This is a genomic window from Pseudoalteromonas sp. MTN2-4, assembly GCF_042848605.1.
In the GTDB taxonomy this organism is placed as follows: Bacteria; Pseudomonadota; Gammaproteobacteria; order Enterobacterales; family Alteromonadaceae; genus Pseudoalteromonas.
This window is the reverse complement of the sequence record NZ_BTGK01000016.1, coordinates 1-17,737: the sequence shown is the minus strand read 5'-3', so window position 1 is coordinate 17,737 and position 17,737 is coordinate 1. Positions and strand designations below refer to the sequence as shown.

Sequence of the window (17,737 nt, the reverse complement as noted above, 5' to 3'; positions counted from 1 at the left end):
GAGTATGGTGAGAGACGAAGGTCATGGTTACCAAATTCAAGAGAACATGGATGACTTTTACTCAGAGTTAGTAAAGTTCTTAGATAAAAACTTAAAGTAAAGTTTTGCAGCACCACATTAGATGTGGTGCTGCATTTTATTTCAAATCAACCACTTTACTCGCCTTTTTATACTGAATTTTAAACCCCTGCCAAGCTGGCAACTCCCATCTTTTAGGTGCATCTTTACGCGCTCCACCGCCATAATGAAGAGTTAAACGCTTTGCCTTAAAGAAATACTCAACCGATAGCTTTAACTCAGGTAAATCGATTTTTAGCGGGTATTTTTCTTTAAACGGCTCGATTAACCAAGACTCGATACCTTGATAAAATAAGTCTTCAGGCTCGATCAAAGCCAAGTCATTTTGTTCACGAATGCCTAAACCCGTCAACGTTTCTAGCAAATATTGCTCGGCTGTTGGCAGTGTCTCTGTGATATTTTCTGATTGGTTATAAAGGGTATGAAAATCAATTGTCTCAGTCACTTGCTCGGCAACGCCAGGCATTAATTGATTATTGAGAATCAGCTCTACACAGGCGGGAATGAGGGTGTCTGAGGTGACAGGCTCAAGTTTTGATGAAAGTTCTACCCCAGCAAAAATAAGGCTGATATTCACCATGATGTCATCGTCAATGATTTCAGCGTTGTTGAGTGTGGTTTCACACTGCGCAAATTCACTAACATGGCTCAGTGGTACTGGTGCGGCGCAGGTTGCCAATGTCATGGCTTGTTTTGTGCCCTTACCGGCCATAGCATAGGTGTCTAACACTATCATTGCTTGCGCTTTGTCATTAATGCGAGATTCTTTGGCAGGGATCACTTCGTTGTGGCCATTACCAAATGCACCGCGTCGATTATTTCTTTTTATGTAAAGTAAATCAGGTCGAGCTTGAGCAATATGTAGTAAGAGTAAATTTCTATCAAAATTCGCGGCTTTACTCAGCTCTGGTAATGAAAAGGCCTCTCGTAGTTGTTCGCTAAATTGTTTGGCCTCTTCAAACGCGTTTTGTTCGACATTTACATGAGGGGCTTTACCTCTAAGTAGATTAATAGCTAATTCTAGATCGCAATGATTGGGTAGGGTCTTGTTTAATTCTTCGAGTTGTTCTGAATTATTAGGTAGCTGATAAACCCTTGCTGGCACACTTAAAATGGCGATGGCATCGATCATGGCTTGTTTTAGTACTCCGTTTGGCATCTGCGTAATTAAGTATGCATATTCTGCATCAATGGGTAGCGGATATAACACTTTGCCCAGTTCAGTGGCGTTTAAATCGCCATCAAGGGCGGCGACTTTTTGTAATTGCGTAATGGCTGCATTTAATGAACTACTAGGCAATGGCTCTAGAAATTGCAATGCATGTATGTTGTATCCTGCACAAGCGCTGGCCAATACCAGTTCGGACAAGGCTTCCCTGTGAATTTCTGGCGGAGTGGCTTTTATTAGTGGCGCATATTGACCGTATAAACGTATGCAACTACCTGCTTGTGTTCTACCTGCGCGGCCAAGTCGTTGTTTTGCAGAGTCAGCAGCTATGGCTTCTAGTGCGAGTACCGTTTTGCCGCCGCGAAGATGGGTGCGACGCTCAAGACCTGAATCAATCACACAAGTAATATTGGGTATGGTCAATGAGGTTTCAGCAACATTGGTTGCTAAGATAATACGCTGCTTTGATTGTTGTTTAAGTGCTAAATCTTGCTGAGATTTATGACAACCACTATACAAACCAATGACAATGGCATCTAAATCCTTGAGCCCACTTGCGGCACTTTGAATTTCGCCTTTACCTGGTAAAAACACCAAAATATCGCCTTGGGTTTCATTCAATGCTTGAGTGCAAGCTTGATATACCCTTGGGACTAAGTCATGTTTGCTTGGCATCGCCCTCATATCATCTGTAATAAAGGTTTCTTCGACGGGGAACATTTTTCCCTCGCTGTGCAGGTGCGTTGCGTGTAAATAATCACATAAGGGCTGTGTATCTAGTGTGGCAGAGGTGACAATCAGTTTATGGGCTTGGTGATTTTTAATTAGAGCAAGCAGCAAATCCATGTCCCAGCGACGCTCGTGAAATTCATCGAGCATGACCACATCAAACGCTTTTAATTTAGACTCAAAAAACCAACGCAGTGCGACGCCAGGTGTGGCAAATACCACTTGGGTATTTTCATCAAAGTGGCTTTCAAAACGAATGGCGTAGCCAATTTTTTTTCCGAGCGGTTGCAGGCTTTGTTCAGCCAAATATTCTGCGAGTGACGTACAGGCAATACGTCTTGGTTGTACTACCAACACTCGGCCAATTTTTTTTGCCCAAACGGGTAAACAAGTCGATTTACCTGAACCCGTACTTGCGCTGATCACAAGCGGAGATGAGTCAATATGAGCGTGAAAATCAGCTTCTATCTGGGCTATGGGTAAAGTCATGGCTGAGTGTTCTATCTTATAATTTTAAGTTTCTTGGATTTTATCAAAGCTATATTGAAATCGCTGCAATTCATACCAACTAAGTCATTAATAGAGTAAAGAGTATTCATATGATAAATATTTTCTTGATGTTGGCACTTGTGGTTTTTGTAGTGATTTATTGGCGATGGCACGATGTGATGAGGCAATATTGGCAGCATAAATATGCTGAGCAAAACCTGTCAGAGCAAGATAAGCAAATTTTACTTAAATATATGCCTATCTATCTTAATATGACCGATAAAGATCGCGAAAAGCTTGAAAGCCATATTGTTTGGTTTTTAGGTGAAAAGCGTGTATTAGGTCGGGATGGTTTAAAAGTGAATCGTGCCATGGCCTTACTGATTGCCGCCGATGCTTGTTTATTGGTGCTAAACAGCCAGTGGCCTTTATACCCAAATGTCAAAGAAGTACTGTTATATCCCAGTAGCTATTATGCGCCACAGCAAAGTCGCGATGCGGCAGGGCTGGTTAATTACCACACCTCAGTTAGACAAGGGGAATCTTGGCCCGGTGGTACTTTGGTTTTAAGTTGGGATAACGTCATTGAAGGGCATAGGTTACCTGAAGATGGCCATAATTTGGTGTTTCACGAATTTGCCCATCAGCTCGATCAGCAAACAGGGCAAACCAATGGTACACCTCAGTTACACTCTCGAGACATGTATCAACAATGGGGTAAAGTGTTTACCCGTGCTTACTCAAACCTTAAAAGTCATGTGGCTTACGGCATGCATCATGTTATGCATAGTTATGGTGCAACCAATGAGGCGGAATTTTTTGCAGTGCTGACCGAGACATTCATAGAAAAACCGTTTGAGCTGAAGCAATACGACCCGGAGTTATTCACGTTACTGACGGATTATTACCAGTTTGATCCCCGTAACTGGTACCGTCGATAAAATCTGCAACTGATGGCTTTTTTCTGGTATCTCATTCGGAATTTTGTTGCAATCTTTAGGGCGCGCTTACCTTTGAGGTATGGATTTTGTTCAAATCAAAGGCTTTCAATACGCGAAATGAGCTACGTAGCAAAGGTTGCCCCGCATAATGGGTTATGTAAGTGGCGAATGACAAAGTAGTGGAAGCCTTTGGTTGAACTCTTCGAGCAGCGCGAGTTGGACATTTATTCGGCGTTATCGGCCTGACTTACATAGGATACTATGCTACGCAGCCTCAGCCTTGCCTAAACACCCAACTCGCAGCTGCAAAAACACACAGCAAAGGTCAGCACGCCCTAGTTAATAACTGAGAGACAACAAGATGAAAAAACAGTTTTATAGTGCGCTCGCACTTTCTGTGTCATTGGCACTCGGCAGTGCACAGGCCGCAGAAAAATCAGAAAAATGGCAAGTAGATGCGCCGCAAGGTGAGTTCTTTGATGCGAAGGTATCGGTAGAGCAAGGTACTTGGATGAATGTCGATGTCAGTCCAGATGGTAAAACCATTGTATTTGATTTGCTTGGCGACATTTACACTATGCCGATGAAAGGTGGTAAAGCCACACAGTTAACTTCAGACATTGGTTGGCAAATGCAACCACGTTTTAGCCCTGATGGTCAGTATATTGCTTTTACTTCAGACCAAGGCGGTGGTGACAATATTTGGGTAATGAAGACTGACGGATCAGAGCAAACCGCCGTTACCAAAGAAACCTTCCGCTTATTGAACAGTCCTGCATGGAGTCCAGATGGTAACTTTATTGTGGCTCGTAAGCACTTTACGGGTACTCGCTCTTTAGGTGCGGGTGAAGTTTGGATGTACCACAAAAGCGGTGGCAATGGTGTTCAGCTAACGAAGCGTCCAAATGAGCAAAAAGATCTAGGTGAGCCTGCGTTCTCGCCAGATGGTCGTTATGTGTATTTCTCACAAGATGCCACACCGGGCAAAACCTTTCATTATTCAAAAGACTCGGTAGCGGGCATTTATAAAATTAAGCGCTTAGACAGAGAAACAGGTGAGATTGAGGTGATCTTATCGGGCATGGGCGGTGCCATTCGTCCAACCCCGTCACCAGATGGTAAAACACTGGCATATATTAAACGTGACGATTTTCAATCAAGCCTCTATTTATATGATTTAGAGTCAGGTGAGCATAATAAGCTTTATGGTGAACTTGAGCGTGATATGCAAGAGACTTGGGCCATTCACGGTGTGTATCCAACCATTGCTTGGACGCCTGATCAAAAACATTTGGTATTCTGGGCGGGTGGTAAAATTCATAAACTGGCAGTGAAAGACAAGTCAGTTGAAGAGATTGCCTTCAAAGTAGAAACCACCAAAAAGCTGCAAAAGGCATTACGTTTTGCTCAAGACATCGATGAGCCTGAATTCGATGTGAAAATGCTTCGTAACGTACAAGTATCTCCTGACGGTGAAACGGCTATTTTTGAAGCCATGGGTCATATTTATAAAAGAGATCTAGAGTCGGGCAAAATTAAGCGTTTGACTAAACAAAAGGATCATTTTGAATTCTTCCCGCAATTTTCTCGTGATGGTAAAAAGATTGTTTATGTCACTTGGGATGACAAAGAGCAGGGCTCGGTTCGTGTTGTATCTTCGCGCTCAGGCCGTGGTAAAGCCGTTACTAAACAGCCGGGTAAATATGTAGAGCCAACATTTAGCCCTGATGGCGACACAGTGGTGTACCGTAAAACTTCAGGCAGTTCAATTTTAACGCCTGAGTGGTCGTTAAAGTCGGGTATTTACACAGTTTCAAGTAAAGGCGGTGAGTCTGAGCTGCTCACAGAGTCTGGGTTCCAACCTCAGTTTGCTGACAGAAACGACCGTATCTTTGTAATGGCGGGGTGGCCTAAACCACAATTTCGCGCAGTAAACCTAGAGACGAAGAAAACACAGGTTTTATACGAATCAAAACATGCGACAGAGTACCGTGTATCCCCGGATGGTAAATATCTGGCATTTGCTGAACGCTTTAAAGTATTTGTGACGCCATTTGTCGAAAGTGGCAAAACCATTAATATCTCTCCAAGCGATAAACAATTTCCTGTTGAGCAGTTATCTGTCAGAGCGGGTGAGGGTATTTCATGGAGTGCTAAAGGCGATAAACTATATTGGAGTCTAGGACCTGAGCTTTATCACGCATCACTTGCAGGCATGTTTGATATCAATAAAACAGAAGATGCTGACTTTAAAGTGGCCAGTGGCACAAACATTGGTTTTAAACAGAAGATGGCCGAGCCAAAAGGCATGATTGCGTTAACCGGCGCAACGATTGTTACCATGAAAGGTGAGCAAGTTATCGAAAATGGTGTGGTGCTGACTGATGGCAAACACATCAAAGCCGTGGGTTCACAAGCTGATGTGCGCATTCCAAAAGGCGCAAAAGTGATTGATTTAACAGGCAAGACTATTTTACCTGGGCTGGTGGATGTTCACGCCCACGGTGCGCAAGGCAGCAACGAGATCATTCCAGAGCAAAACTGGAAGAACTTTGCGGGCTTATCTCTAGGTGTAACAACCATTCACGATCCATCTAACGATACTACAGAGATCTTTGCAGCCAGCGAAATGCAAAAAGCAGGTAAAATTGTTGGCCCACGTATTTTCTCAACCGGCACAATTTTGTACGGTGCGAATATGCCGGGTTATACGTCACATGTCGATTCATTAGACGATGCTAAGTTCCACTTAGAGCGTTTACAAAAAGTTGGTGCCTTTAGTGTGAAGTCTTATAACCAACCGCGTCGTGAACAGCGTCAGCAAGTAGTTGAAGCGGGTCGTCAGTTAGGCATGATGGTTGTGCCTGAGGGTGGTTCATTGTTACAACACAACCTCACTATGGTCGTTGATGGTCATACTGGTATTGAGCACTCGCTACCTGTCTCGCATATCTATGATGACATTAAGCAGTTATGGTCGCAGACTGATGTAGGTTATACACCAACGCTAGGTGTGGCTTATGGCGGTATTTGGGGTGAAAACTACTGGTACGATAAAACCGATGTGTGGGCACATCCAAGATTAAGTAAGTTTGTGCCTAAGAACCAATTACTACCACGTTCAATGCGCCGTATTAAGTCACCAGATCACCACTATAATCACTTCAACAACGCACGTGTGTCTGCTGAATTACAAGATTTAGGTGCACTTGTGAACCTAGGTGCACATGGTCAGCGTGAAGGCCTAGCGGCACACTGGGAAATCTGGATGTTTGCACAAGGTGGCATGACGCCACATGAAGCATTGCGTACGGCCACGATTGATCCGGCTAAGCATATTGGTCTTGATGAACACATCGGTTCAATTGAGGCGGGCAAATTAGCTGACTTAATTGTGTTAGATAAAAACCCATTAGATAACATCAGAGATACGGACAAGATCAGTCATACCATGATCAATGGTCGTTTATTTGATGCGTCTACAATGCAAGAAGTCGGTGCTAAAAAACGCGAGAAGTTATTCTTCGAAGAGTAATTTTTTGACTGGTGAGTGAGGCTTAGGTCTCACTCCAATTTTGTGCCATTTCTCATATAAAGAATTGTAATGAGAGTAAACACAAAACTCAGACATAAAAAAACCGCGATAAACGCGGTTTTTTTATGTCTAACTGTGAGTGGAGATTAAACCACACCACGTGGAAGGCGACAGTCATGCTCTTTTTCAGCAAGACGGATGATCCAGAATTCTTCTGGTGTGTAGCCTTCTTCGTTAGCTTTAACAACAGTAAATGCTGCTTTTTTAGTTTTCGCAGGCGCTGCTGGTTTTTTTGCTTCTTTTTTAGCAGGAGCCGCTTCTTGGCTAGGAGCCGCAGAACCAGAAGTAAGCTCTTCTGTTAGTGCTGCTACATCTGCAAGACGCATGTTTTTGCCACCGTCAATGCTGTACCAGCCAGGTTTAGTTGTGATCTCTGGCTTTTTACCATGGGCAGCTTCATATGCAGCTTCAAAAGCGCTTAATACTTCAGTTTTATCAAGTTTACTCATCGTAGATCCTAGTCGTTAATACGCGGATACGCGGGTTTAATTTAAAGGCGCATTTATACCGAAAATTGGGCTAATTTTCAATTTTTTGCGCCATTTCTCTACTTTTAGCCTTCTAAATTGCGATAAAGCGCTGTAAAAGTAAGCATTTTAACGTATTTTTAAGCACTGATTCATAAAGCTTCAGGGTTAATGAATCGTCTTAATGCAATCCACGCTTTACCTATGACTTCATGCCAGTGGTTCGTAACCGCTCTTAATACTCCAGAATCTGGAATAAAAAGCCTATGCGTCGAGGTATTTGTATAAGTGTAAAATTGCACCGGTGCTTTGAGCACATCAACCCCTTGCACATAAAATAAATCACTGGCTCTGGCCATGTGACTTGCTGAGGTAACCAATGCAACTTGTCTATCTACTAATTTTGGTGCAAGTAGTTTTGCTTCATCGGCGGTGTCTTTGGCTGTTGGATTAGTAGAAATACGGTGTTTAGCAATACCTAAACTTTTAGCAGTCTCAGCCATTAAATCAGCGCCTGTGGTTTTACCAAAGCCATACCCTGAGACAATCAGTTGAGCTCGTGGGTATGCATTTGCGAGACGAAGACCTTCAACTAAACGTGATAACGCGCAGCCACCAAGTTGACCGTTTGCTGGCAGGCGGCTGTTGGCATAGACATCACACCCAAGTACAACAATATAGTCGAGCTTTTTGTGCTTTTTAGTATTAAAAGGCGCTTGTGTTTTCTCGACAGGTTCAATCAACAGATTTGCGCCATAAGGTGTGCTTATAAACCAAGTGGCAAAAACACAAAGCCAAGCAATTAAGTATGACTTTTTATTTTGCTTTGCCATAAATAATAAACACAGTGACAAGATGATTAAGGTGAGTGGCAAGGGCATCAAGAGGCCGCCGATGATCTTTTTGATTTCAAACATAAAAAAGCCCAAAGATAATTTGGGCTAGTTTAAAATAGAATCGGTAAGACAACCAGATGATTTCTGAGGTTATCGTCCGTTACTTTGCTTACATGTATTTAAAAAGTGACGATAAACAGGGTTGTCTTTCATGTTTTTCTTCATGGCTAAGTACATCGGGCGGTTTAAACCCAGTGCGCCTAGAGGAATAGACTTAATTAATCCTTGGCTTTCATAAGGTGTCACTAACCAATCAGGTAGAGCGGCCACACCCATCCCTGCGCTGACTAACTGGAAAATAAGTAATCCTTGGTCAACCGTTTTTAATGTACCGTCAAAGCGTGCATTTTGAATAAAATGCTTAAAAATATCTTGGCGTTCTTTTGGAATAGGGTACGAAATAATGGTTTCGTCTTTTAAGTCGAGAGCCGTGACATAGGCTTTTTTAGCCAGTTCATGATCGGGTGATACAATCAGCTTCAACTTAAAATCAAAAAGGTGCGCGTATTCAAGCTTGTCTGCTTCTCGAATGTCAGAAGTTAATACTAAATCTAAGTCATCGTTGATAAGCTCAGGAATGGCGTCGTAGCTAAACCCGCGCTCATAATCTACATGGATGTCAGGCCAGAAATTGTTAAATTCTTTGATTGTCGGCAGTAGCCAATGGAAACATGCGTGACATTCAACACTTAAGCGCAGTTGCGAAATTGGCTGATTGAGACTTTCTTTTAACCGACACTTTGTAGCTTCTACTCTTGGTAACACTTCGTTGGCCAATTCTAGTAGTAGCATACCCTGTGGGGTAAAACGCACTGGTTGTGTTTTTCTTTCGAACAGCTGACAGTCTAATTTGTTCTCTAAGTCCTTAATTTGATGAGATAAAGCTGATTGAGTTAAAAACAGTTCACGGGCTGTATTAACGAGCGAGCCGGTTTCTTTAAGCGTTGAAATGGTTTTTAAATGTTTAATATCTATCATCTTCAATAAATCTCATTCTTAGAGTGAGCAAAATTCAGAGTTCACCTATTCCTGAACTGCATAACTTTAATTTCCGTGTTTGCTAGTTTATAAAAACAGCATAAAACTGTGTTTAATTAGCAAAATCACTATAACACTATTTTTGACAGCGTTGTCATGTTTTGATCATATTTTTTACAAATTTATTTGATTAATTTTGTTCATGTTAAAACTAAAAAACCATCAATTGTCCTCATCCTATCTCATGTTAATACTTTTAGCCATCTAAACATCCGTATAATTTTAAGGAAAGAGCATGGCGCATATTCATAATTTAGGTTTTCCTCGAGTTGGCAAAAAACGTGAACTCAAATTTGCAGTCGAAGCGTATTGGCGAGGCGAGCTCACTCAGGTTGAACTACAAGAGAAAGGTAAGGTAATCAGAGCCGAGAATTAGGCGATACAGGCTGAAGCTGGCAGTGAATTACTCCCAGTTGGCGATTTTGCATGGTATGACCATGTACTCAATACCAGTTTATTAATAGGCGCTATACCAAAGCGCCATGTAAATACCGATGGCAATATTGATCTAGATACATTATTTAGAATAGGCCGAGGTAAATCGCCGAGTGGTTGTGCCTGTGATGCGAGTGAAATGACTAAGTGGTTTAATACCAACTACCACTATATAGAACCCGAGCTTTCTAAAGACCAAACCTTTGAACTTAGCTGGCAGGCATTGTTTGAAGAAGTCGCTGAAGCACACAGTCTGGGTTATAAAGTTAAACCTGTTTTGGTAGGGCCTGTCACTTATTTGCATTTAGCCAAGTGTGCAGATGAGCAGTTTAATAAATTTTTGCTTCTGGAGAGATTGTTACCAGTTTATCAGCAAGTGTTACAAAAGTTGGCTGAACTTGGCGTTGAATGGGTGCAGATTGATGAGCCAATTCTTGCCTTAGAGTTATCAGATGAGTATCGCAGTGCATTGCGCACTTTTTTTGCTACATTAAATGGACAAGGTGTGAAGGTTTTACTGGCAAGCTACTTTGATTCAGTAAAAGATTACTATGAAGATATTCAGCAATATCCTGTTGCAGGTGTGCATTTTGATTGTGTGGCAGGTGAGCAAGATCTTGCAAAGTTAAACCAGCTTACAAGTGACGACCAAGTTTTATCTTTGGGGGTTATCAATGGCCGTAATATTTGGCGAGCAAATCTGTCTTCTATTTATAATCAAATCGAGCCCATAGCACAAAGTCGTGGTGATAATTTATGGTTAGCACCGTCATGTTCATTACTCCATACCCCGGTAGATTTAGATCAAGAAGAAAAGCTTGATGCTGAATTACGTTCTTGGTTGGCGTTCTTAAAACAAAAGGCACAAGAACTTAAGCTACTGAAAACAGCTACTGAAAACAGCTACTGAAAACAGCTATTGAGAATAAAGCACTCACAACTTTAGACTTATATTCAGCGTCCGTAAAAGCCAGAATGAGTTCTAAGCGTGTAAATAACCTTGTGGTTAAAGAAAAAGTGGCATCACTTACTGCCGAACACGCAAAGCGACAAAGTGAATTTACCGAACGAGCCAAAAAGCAGCAAGCCGCATTAGGATTACCTTTATTACCGACCACAACCATAGGATCTTTTCCTCAGACACAAGCCATTCGCCAAGCACGAAAAGAGTTTAAAGCCGGTGTTATCTCTGCCGCAGAGTACGAAAACCAAATGCAAGCAGAAATCCGTTATGCGGTTGAAGAGCAAGAAACGCTTGATATTGATGTGCTAGTGCATGGTGAGGCTGAGCGAAATGACATGGTCGAATATTTTGGTTAACAGCTCGAAGGGTTTGCATTCACGCAGTTTGGTTGGGTGCAAAGCTATGGCTCTCGCTGTGTTAAACCGCCTATCATCTGGGGGGATGTATCTCGAGAAAAACCTATGACAGTGAACTGGACGCAATACGCGCAAGCGTAAACCGCTAAGAAAATGAAAGGTATGCTCACAGGGCCTGTCACCATTTTATTTTGGTCATTTGTTAGAGATGATCTCGACAAGCCAAGCATTTCAAACCAAATCGCATTGGCGCTTCGAGATGAAGTTAATGCTTTTGAAGATTTTGCTTACCCAAATGAGATTGGTCCTAGAGTGTATGATATTCATAGCCCAAATGTGCCTGATATTACTTGGATCAAATCATTGATACATAAAGCCGCGAAGAAGATCCCAGTTGAACGTTTATGGGTAAACCCTGATTGCGGTCTAAAAACCCGTGGATGGGAAGAAACCAGAGCTGCGCTTGATAGTATGGTGAAAGCGACCAAAGAGCTCAGAAAGGAACTTGGATAAAATTAACTTTAACCAAAAGTAAATTAGCTAGAAGATAAAACAAAACCTGCGTAATGCAGGTTTTGTTTTATTAATTTAAGTGGAAGGTCACTTTTAAATTGGTAGCACCATCTCTGTATGTTTAAGTAATAACTCCATGGCTTTATCTGCTGGCAGTGGCTTTGACACAATATAGCCTTGACCAAATTGGCAACCTTTACGCTTTAGTAGCGCCCATTGTTTTGGGTTCTCAATACCCTCAGCAACCACAGTTAACTTTAAAGAGTGGGCTAGGGATAAAATCGCATCTACCAAGGGGTTCTCTTTTTGTGTTAATTGGTCTACAAAGCTCTTATCTATTTTCAGTACATGGATAGGTAACTGATGAAGATAACCTAGCGCCGAATAGCCCGTACCAAAATCATCTAGATAAAGTTTTACACCGAGTGGCTCTAATCCTTCAATAATTCGCGTTGCGAGACTAAGGTTTTCAATTAAACCTGATTCGGTTATTTCTAAACACAATGTCCCATTGGGTAACTGGTACTTGGTGTAGATCTCTTTCATAAAATCTACAAATTCAAGACTGGCAAAGTGACGAGACGAGACATTGACGGTAACTCGAATTGTCGGCATACCAGTGCGACGCCATTTTTGTAACTGTGCGCCAGCAAGCTTTAGTAAATGAAGGTCTAGGTCAATGATCTGGCCTGTTTGCTCAGCAATAGGAATAAAGTCATTAGGCGGCACAAAGCCGGCTTTAGGATGATGCCATCTTACCAATGCTTCAAAGCTGACAATATGAGGGTCTTGCAAGGCAAAAATAGGCTGAAAAAACAACTCAAACTCATTGTTTTGGATGCCATGTTGCAAGTCATTTTCAATATCGGCTTGACGCTTTAGCTTACGGCGCATGGCGTTATTGAAGTAACAGACTTGGCCTCTACCACGAGACTTGGCTTCATACATGGCAGCGTCAGCCTGTTGCAGTAATGAAATTGCATTGTCTTGAGCACTTTCTGTAAATGCCACCCCAATGCTACTTGATGCTTGCAATACATGACCATCAATGTACAAAGGCTTTGCGATTGCATTGGTGATGCGCTCAAGCGCCAGTTCTACTTGGTGTTTGTCTTGAACATTTTCCATGAAAATAGCAAATTCATCGCCGCCGAGTCTTGCAAAGGTATCGGTTTTACGAATACAGCTTTTTACCATATTAACTATTGCAATGAGAAAGTGGTCACCCACATCATGACCCAATGAATCGTTAATGCTTTTAAACCTATCTAGATCTAAATAAAGTAAGCAGTGGAGGTTTTTTTGCTTGGCGCGTCCTAAAGCCAATATGGCATGTTTGACACGTTCAAATAATAAATAACGATTTGCCAAACCAGTTAGTTCATCATGTAATGCTCTATGTTCAAGGGCTTGGCGAGAAATTTGACGATCGATAGCCATACTTACTTGGCGGCTTATATAAGTAAGGATCTCAAGATCATGCGCTTCAAAGCTTTTATGTTTTTGATAGCTTTGCAACACAATGACGCCCTGATACTGTTCATTAACGGTAAAAGGCACACCTAACCAAGAAAGTGGAGAGCGGCCAAGCATTTTAAAATGTCCGTCTTCAATATGCTGTTTAAATTGGGTTTGATCGCACAGCAGCGCTTTATTACTTTTCAGCAAATAATACGACGCAGAATCTTTTAATTGGTCTTTTGAAATTTTTGGCGTTGCTAAACACTTTAATTCACTTTCAATAAGATATTTTATTTCTAAGACATCTGTCTTGCGATTATAAAGCGCAATAAAAAAGTTTTCCGCGGGTAATTGGGTATTAATGATTTGATATAAATCATCATAAAATGCATTTAGATCGGCTGATTTATATGCGATGTTGGCAATTTTTAATAAACATTGTTCAAGTTGTTGTGCTTGATTTAATTGTTTTACTGTCGTTGTTAAATTATCTAGTGTACGAACTTGATATATTTTTGCGCTTAATAAGTGAGCAACGGTAGACAGTATTTGCAAATGCGCATCGGTAAAGTAATTTAATTCAGGGTGTTCACAATCAATTACCCCGAGTAGAGTATTTTCATAAACTAAAGGAACACAGATTTCTGAAAGGGCAGGGCGAGAATCGGCAATATACATTGCTTCATTTCTAACATCTCCAGACACAAAAGGGACTTGCGTGCGGGCCACATGGCCTGTAATACCTTGACCAATTGGAATACGAGTCTGGGCAACTTGGTAATCGATACTCTGGTGCGCGACACCCATAGATGCTACTTCTTCTAAGAATTCAGCCTGTTCATCTGCAAGATAAATAACACAATCTACAAAGCCTAAGCGACTTACTACTTGAGAAGTTACGTAATCAAAAAGTTCATCTAGCTGGGTGATCTGTAAAAGCGAAGATGAAAATTGATTTATAATGCTGAGCTGTTCGGTTTTTGATTCTAATTTGTTGTTATTCGAAAGCATGCACAATATTCATTCTGGTCCATGGTTATACGTTAACCTACTTGTCGTTAAAACGACATAATAAAATAGGGTTATTAACGAATTTGATTGTAAATGAGTGTATAGAAATCGGGAGTATTTCGTCCTAAAAACTTTACTAGATAAGGCTAAGTGCCTATGATCGAGCAAATTCAGCAGCGGAAATAAGCAATGACAAGTAAAGTAACCACTTTAACTATTACTCGACCTGATGATTGGCATATTCACCTTCGTGATGGTGTGCAGTTAAAAGATACCGTCCGTGATGTGAGCCGTTACATGGGGCGCGCCATTATCATGCCTAATCTTGTACCACCTGCAACTTGTACAGATACAGCATTATCTTATCGTGATCGTATTATGGCTGCAGAGCCGCAAGGCAATTTTGAACCTCTCATGGTTTTATATCTAACAGATAAAACTACCCCTGAAGAAATCAGAAAAGCAAAGGCCACAGGTAAAATTTTCGCTGCAAAACTATACCCTGCTGGTGCAACGACCAATTCAGACTCAGGCGTAACTGACATTGAAAATGTATTTCCTGCATTAGAAGCAATGCAAGAAGTAGGCATGTTGCTATTAGTACATGGTGAAGTAACAGACTCTTCAATCGATATCTTTGACAGAGAAAGAGTGTTTTTAGAAACAAAATTATCTAAAGTTGTTGATGCTTTCCCTGGACTTAAAATTGTACTAGAGCACATCACAACAAAAGATGCGGTTGAGTTTGTTGAAGCAGCCTCTGACAATGTAGCAGCTACTATTACTGCCCACCACTTACTTTATAACCGTAATCATATGTTAGCTGGTGGTATTCGCCCTCATTATTATTGCTTACCAATTCTTAAGCGTAATACACATCAACAGGCACTAATAAAAGCTGCTACAAGCGGTAATCCTAAGTTTTTCTTAGGTACTGATTCTGCGCCTCATGCCAAAGATAAGAAAGAGGCAGCATGCGGTTGTGCGGGTGCTTATACTGCTCACGCAGCAATTGAGTTATATGCTGAAGCATTTGAAGAAGTAGATGCATTAGATAAGCTAGAAGGCTTTGCTAGTCACTTTGGTGCTGATTTTTATGGTTTGCCTAGAAACAGCGATACCATCACGCTAGAGAAGTCACCTTGGCAGGTGCCTGACAGTTACCCGCTAGGTGACGCAGATGTTGTGCCTATTAAAGCGGGTGCAGAAATCGACTGGAAAGTAGTTTAAATATAATTTAACTATTTTTTGTAATTTCTAAAACGCGCATTAAGCGCGTTTTTTTGTGCAATTATATTTCGTAACAAATATAATATTTGCAAGTTTTTAATATATTTATACTATTAATATGAGTGTGTAATTGATTTAAAATACACAACTAAGCTAAATAGAAATTAAATATTTGAGAGAAGGCAATGAAAGAAATAAAATCATTTATTAAGTCTGCAAATGTTAGTGAGTTAGAAAAAGCACTTGGATTAATAAACGACGCAATTGCCTCACAAAAAGCGCAGGAAGCTGCAAAAGCAGAAGTATTAGCTTTAATTAAAGATAAAGGACTGACTGTTGAGGATTTGCTTGAAAGTGCTCCGACTGACAAACGCAGTAAAGTAGCCATTAAATATCGCATGGAGAAAGACGGTGAGATATTTGAATGGAGTGGTCGTGGAAAACGTCCTAAAGTATTTGTTGATGTTGACCTGCAACAATACGCAGTAATTTAAGTTTAGTCTTTAGGTGAGCAGGCTTATAGCCTGCTCATTTGTTTTAGAGGTTAGTTATTTACACGCTCAGACCCTATCAGCAAGAAGCTGTTCAAAATACCATTTCTCATTTTAAGAAAACCAACGACCCAGCAGTAATCGTTTTACCAACAGGTGCAGGTAAAAGTCTTGTGATTGCAGAGTTGGCTAGACTTGCCCGAAAAAAAATTCTTGTTTTAGCTCATGTAAAAGAGTTGGTAGAGCAAAACAGTGAAAAATATAAAAGTTTTGGCCTACAAGCGAGTATTTTCTCAGCAGGTTTAAAACAAAAGTCACTTTCCCACCAAGTCACCTTTGCCAGTGTCCAATCGCTTTCCAGAAATATCGACCAATTAAGTGAAGAATACTCCTTAGTCATTATTGATGAATGCCACCGCGTAAATGGGGATGATAAAAGTCAGTACGGCAAAGTCATTTCAGCTTTGAGAGAACATAACGCGAGTTTAAAGGTGTTAGGTTTAACCGCGACACCATATCGTTTAGGCATGGGTTGGATCTATCAACATCATTATCATGGCTTTGCCAGAGGTAATAGCAACTCTCCATTTAAGAAGTGTATTTTCGAGTTACCTTTAAGGTATATGATAAGCAATAAATACCTTACGCCGCCTAAACAAATTGATCCGGCAATAAAACATTATGATTTCTCGAGTATGACAACAGATAATTTCGGCAGGTTTAGTGAAACAGAAATGAATAGTTTGTTAGATAGCCAAACCCGAGCGACAAAAAGCATCATCGACCATGTGATAGAGCAAAGCACTTCAAGAAAAGGTGTAATGATCTTCGCTGCCACGGTTATGCATGCGAAAGAAATTTTTTCGTACTTGCCGCAAAGTGAAGCTGCACTGGTGATTGGTGATACCCATCAGGCAGAGCGTGATGCCATTATTAAGAACTATAAAAACAAACAAATAAAGTACCTTATAAATGTATCTGTTCTTACGACTGGTTTCGATGCCCCCCATGTTGATTTTATCGCTATATTAAGACCAACCGAATCCGTTAGTTTGTATCAACAAATAGTTGGACGAGGTTTACGGCTTGCTGATGACAAAAAAGATTGTCTCGTTATGGACTTTGCAGGTAATCAGTTTGATTTGTTCCAACCTGAAGTGGGGGCTAAAAAACCTAGTTTAGATAATGAACCGGTTCAAGTACTTTGTCCTGGTTGTGGCTTTGCAAATATATTCTGGGGCAAAACAGATGAGCAAGGCAAAGTCATAGAACATTTTGGCCGCCGTTGTCAGGGATTACTAGATAATGGCGAAGAAGAGCAACAATGTGACTACCGCTTTAAATTTAAAGAATGTGATGAATGTGGGGCTGAAAATGACATAGCAGCGAGGCAATGTCATCAATGTCATTCTATTATGGCTGATCCGGATGATAAATTGAGAGCGGCACTGAATCTCAAAAACGCTATGGTTTTACGTTGTAGTGGTTTGTCTATTACAACTCTGGCCAATGAAAAGATAAAAGTAACTTACTTTGATGAGGATGGCGCGTCTTGTAGTGAGGTGTACGATTTTAATAACAGTAAAAGTGTGTACGTCTTTAATAAGCAATATGCAAAGCGTGTGTCTGGTGTATCTACCCCAATTAACTTTAAGCAGGCTTCGGTAGTTCAACAATATGCGTACCAATTAAAAGCACCAGACTTTGTGATTGCAAACCAACATAAGAAGTACGGTTGGCAAGTAAAGGAAAAGCTATTTGATTATGAAGGCAGTTATAGAGTCGCGGATAAGTCATAAACCCTCAAACAGAACGGCATATTTGTATGTTTTATAGCCTCAATATATATGATAATAGGCGTTTCGTTTAAAATAT

General features: G+C 40.9%; 10 protein-coding genes and 1 pseudogene. 6 read left to right on the top strand and 5 right to left on the bottom strand.

Features of this window, described 5'->3' with window-relative positions; translation table 11 throughout:
- Positions 1–136: 136 nt before the first annotated feature.
- Positions 137–2,464, bottom strand: coding sequence for a helicase-related protein (locus ACGHEH_RS21195; protein ID WP_390449611.1), 2,328 nt, complete (start codon positions 2,462–2,464; stop codon positions 137–139).
- Positions 2,465–2,574: 110 nt separating this feature from the next.
- On the opposite strand from ACGHEH_RS21195, the gene ACGHEH_RS21190 reads away from it, so the two are divergent.
- Both ACGHEH_RS21190 and ACGHEH_RS21185 read left to right on the top strand, forming a co-directional pair.
- A complete protein-coding gene (locus ACGHEH_RS21190) occupies positions 2,575–3,405 on the top strand; it encodes a M90 family metallopeptidase (protein WP_390449608.1) in 831 nt (276 codons plus the stop codon).
- Between the two features lie 361 nt (positions 3,406–3,766).
- Positions 3,767–6,940 carry an amidohydrolase family protein gene (locus ACGHEH_RS21185; RefSeq protein ID WP_390449605.1) on the top strand — a complete coding sequence of 1,058 codons (3,174 nt, stop codon included), beginning with the start codon at positions 3,767–3,769 and terminating at the stop codon, positions 6,938–6,940.
- A gap of 146 nt (positions 6,941–7,086) precedes the next feature.
- On the opposite strand, the gene ACGHEH_RS21180 is transcribed toward ACGHEH_RS21185, so the two are convergent.
- The 3 genes from ACGHEH_RS21180 to ACGHEH_RS21170 all read right to left on the bottom strand — a co-directional run bounded on the left by ACGHEH_RS21180 (position 7,087) and on the right by ACGHEH_RS21170 (position 9,341).
- On the bottom strand, positions 7,087–7,449 hold the full coding sequence (locus ACGHEH_RS21180; RefSeq protein ID WP_058029303.1) for a hypothetical protein: 363 nt from the start codon (positions 7,447–7,449) through the stop codon (positions 7,087–7,089).
- 170 nt (positions 7,450–7,619) lie between these two features.
- The gene (locus ACGHEH_RS21175; protein ID WP_390449602.1) at positions 7,620–8,384 is read right to left on the bottom strand and encodes a YdcF family protein; all 765 of its coding nucleotides are present in this window, start codon (positions 8,382–8,384) and stop codon (positions 7,620–7,622) included.
- Between the two features lie 69 nt (positions 8,385–8,453).
- A complete protein-coding gene (locus ACGHEH_RS21170; protein WP_390449600.1) occupies positions 8,454–9,341 on the bottom strand; it encodes a LysR substrate-binding domain-containing protein in 888 nt (295 codons plus the stop codon).
- Positions 9,342–9,636: 295 nt separating this feature from the next.
- Here ACGHEH_RS21170 and metE point away from each other — a divergent pair.
- Positions 9,637–11,669 (top strand): annotated as a pseudogene (metE, locus tag ACGHEH_RS21165) (5-methyltetrahydropteroyltriglutamate--homocysteine S-methyltransferase).
- 93 nt (positions 11,670–11,762) lie between these two features.
- On the opposite strand, the gene ACGHEH_RS21160 reads toward metE, so the two are convergent.
- Entirely contained in the window at positions 11,763–14,141 is a 2,379-nt protein-coding gene (locus tag ACGHEH_RS21160; RefSeq protein WP_390449597.1) for an EAL domain-containing protein, read from the bottom strand.
- A 189-nt stretch (positions 14,142–14,330) separates the two neighbouring features.
- On the opposite strand from ACGHEH_RS21160, the gene pyrC reads away from it, so the two are divergent.
- From pyrC to ACGHEH_RS21145, 3 genes are all read left to right on the top strand, one after another.
- Positions 14,331–15,371 carry a dihydroorotase gene (pyrC, locus tag ACGHEH_RS21155; protein ID WP_390449595.1) on the top strand — a complete coding sequence of 347 codons (1,041 nt, stop codon included), beginning with the start codon at positions 14,331–14,333 and terminating at the stop codon, positions 15,369–15,371.
- Between the two features lie 185 nt (positions 15,372–15,556).
- Positions 15,557–15,865, top strand: coding sequence for an H-NS histone family protein (locus tag ACGHEH_RS21150; protein ID WP_390449592.1), 309 nt, complete (start codon positions 15,557–15,559; stop codon positions 15,863–15,865).
- 56 nt (positions 15,866–15,921) lie between these two features.
- Positions 15,922–17,661, top strand: a complete 1,740-nt coding sequence (locus ACGHEH_RS21145) for a DEAD/DEAH box helicase family protein (protein WP_390449614.1) — start codon at positions 15,922–15,924, stop codon at positions 17,659–17,661.
- The last annotated feature ends 76 nt before the right edge of the window (positions 17,662–17,737 follow it).

Coding starts and splice junctions, on each gene's coding strand:
- ACGHEH_RS21195 (WP_390449611.1), bottom strand. CDS start 2,464: ATGACTTTACCCATAGCCCAGATAGAAGCTGATTTTCACGCTCATATT.
- ACGHEH_RS21190 (WP_390449608.1), top strand. CDS start 2,575: ATGATAAATATTTTCTTGATGTTGGCACTTGTGGTTTTTGTAGTGATT.
- ACGHEH_RS21185 (WP_390449605.1), top strand. CDS start 3,767: ATGAAAAAACAGTTTTATAGTGCGCTCGCACTTTCTGTGTCATTGGCA.
- ACGHEH_RS21180 (WP_058029303.1), bottom strand. CDS start 7,449: ATGAGTAAACTTGATAAAACTGAAGTATTAAGCGCTTTTGAAGCTGCA.
- ACGHEH_RS21175 (WP_390449602.1), bottom strand. CDS start 8,384: ATGTTTGAAATCAAAAAGATCATCGGCGGCCTCTTGATGCCCTTGCCA.
- ACGHEH_RS21170 (WP_390449600.1), bottom strand. CDS start 9,341: ATGATAGATATTAAACATTTAAAAACCATTTCAACGCTTAAAGAAACC.
- ACGHEH_RS21160 (WP_390449597.1), bottom strand. CDS start 14,141: ATGCTTTCGAATAACAACAAATTAGAATCAAAAACCGAACAGCTCAGC.
- pyrC (WP_390449595.1), top strand. CDS start 14,331: ATGACAAGTAAAGTAACCACTTTAACTATTACTCGACCTGATGATTGG.
- ACGHEH_RS21150 (WP_390449592.1), top strand. CDS start 15,557: ATGAAAGAAATAAAATCATTTATTAAGTCTGCAAATGTTAGTGAGTTA.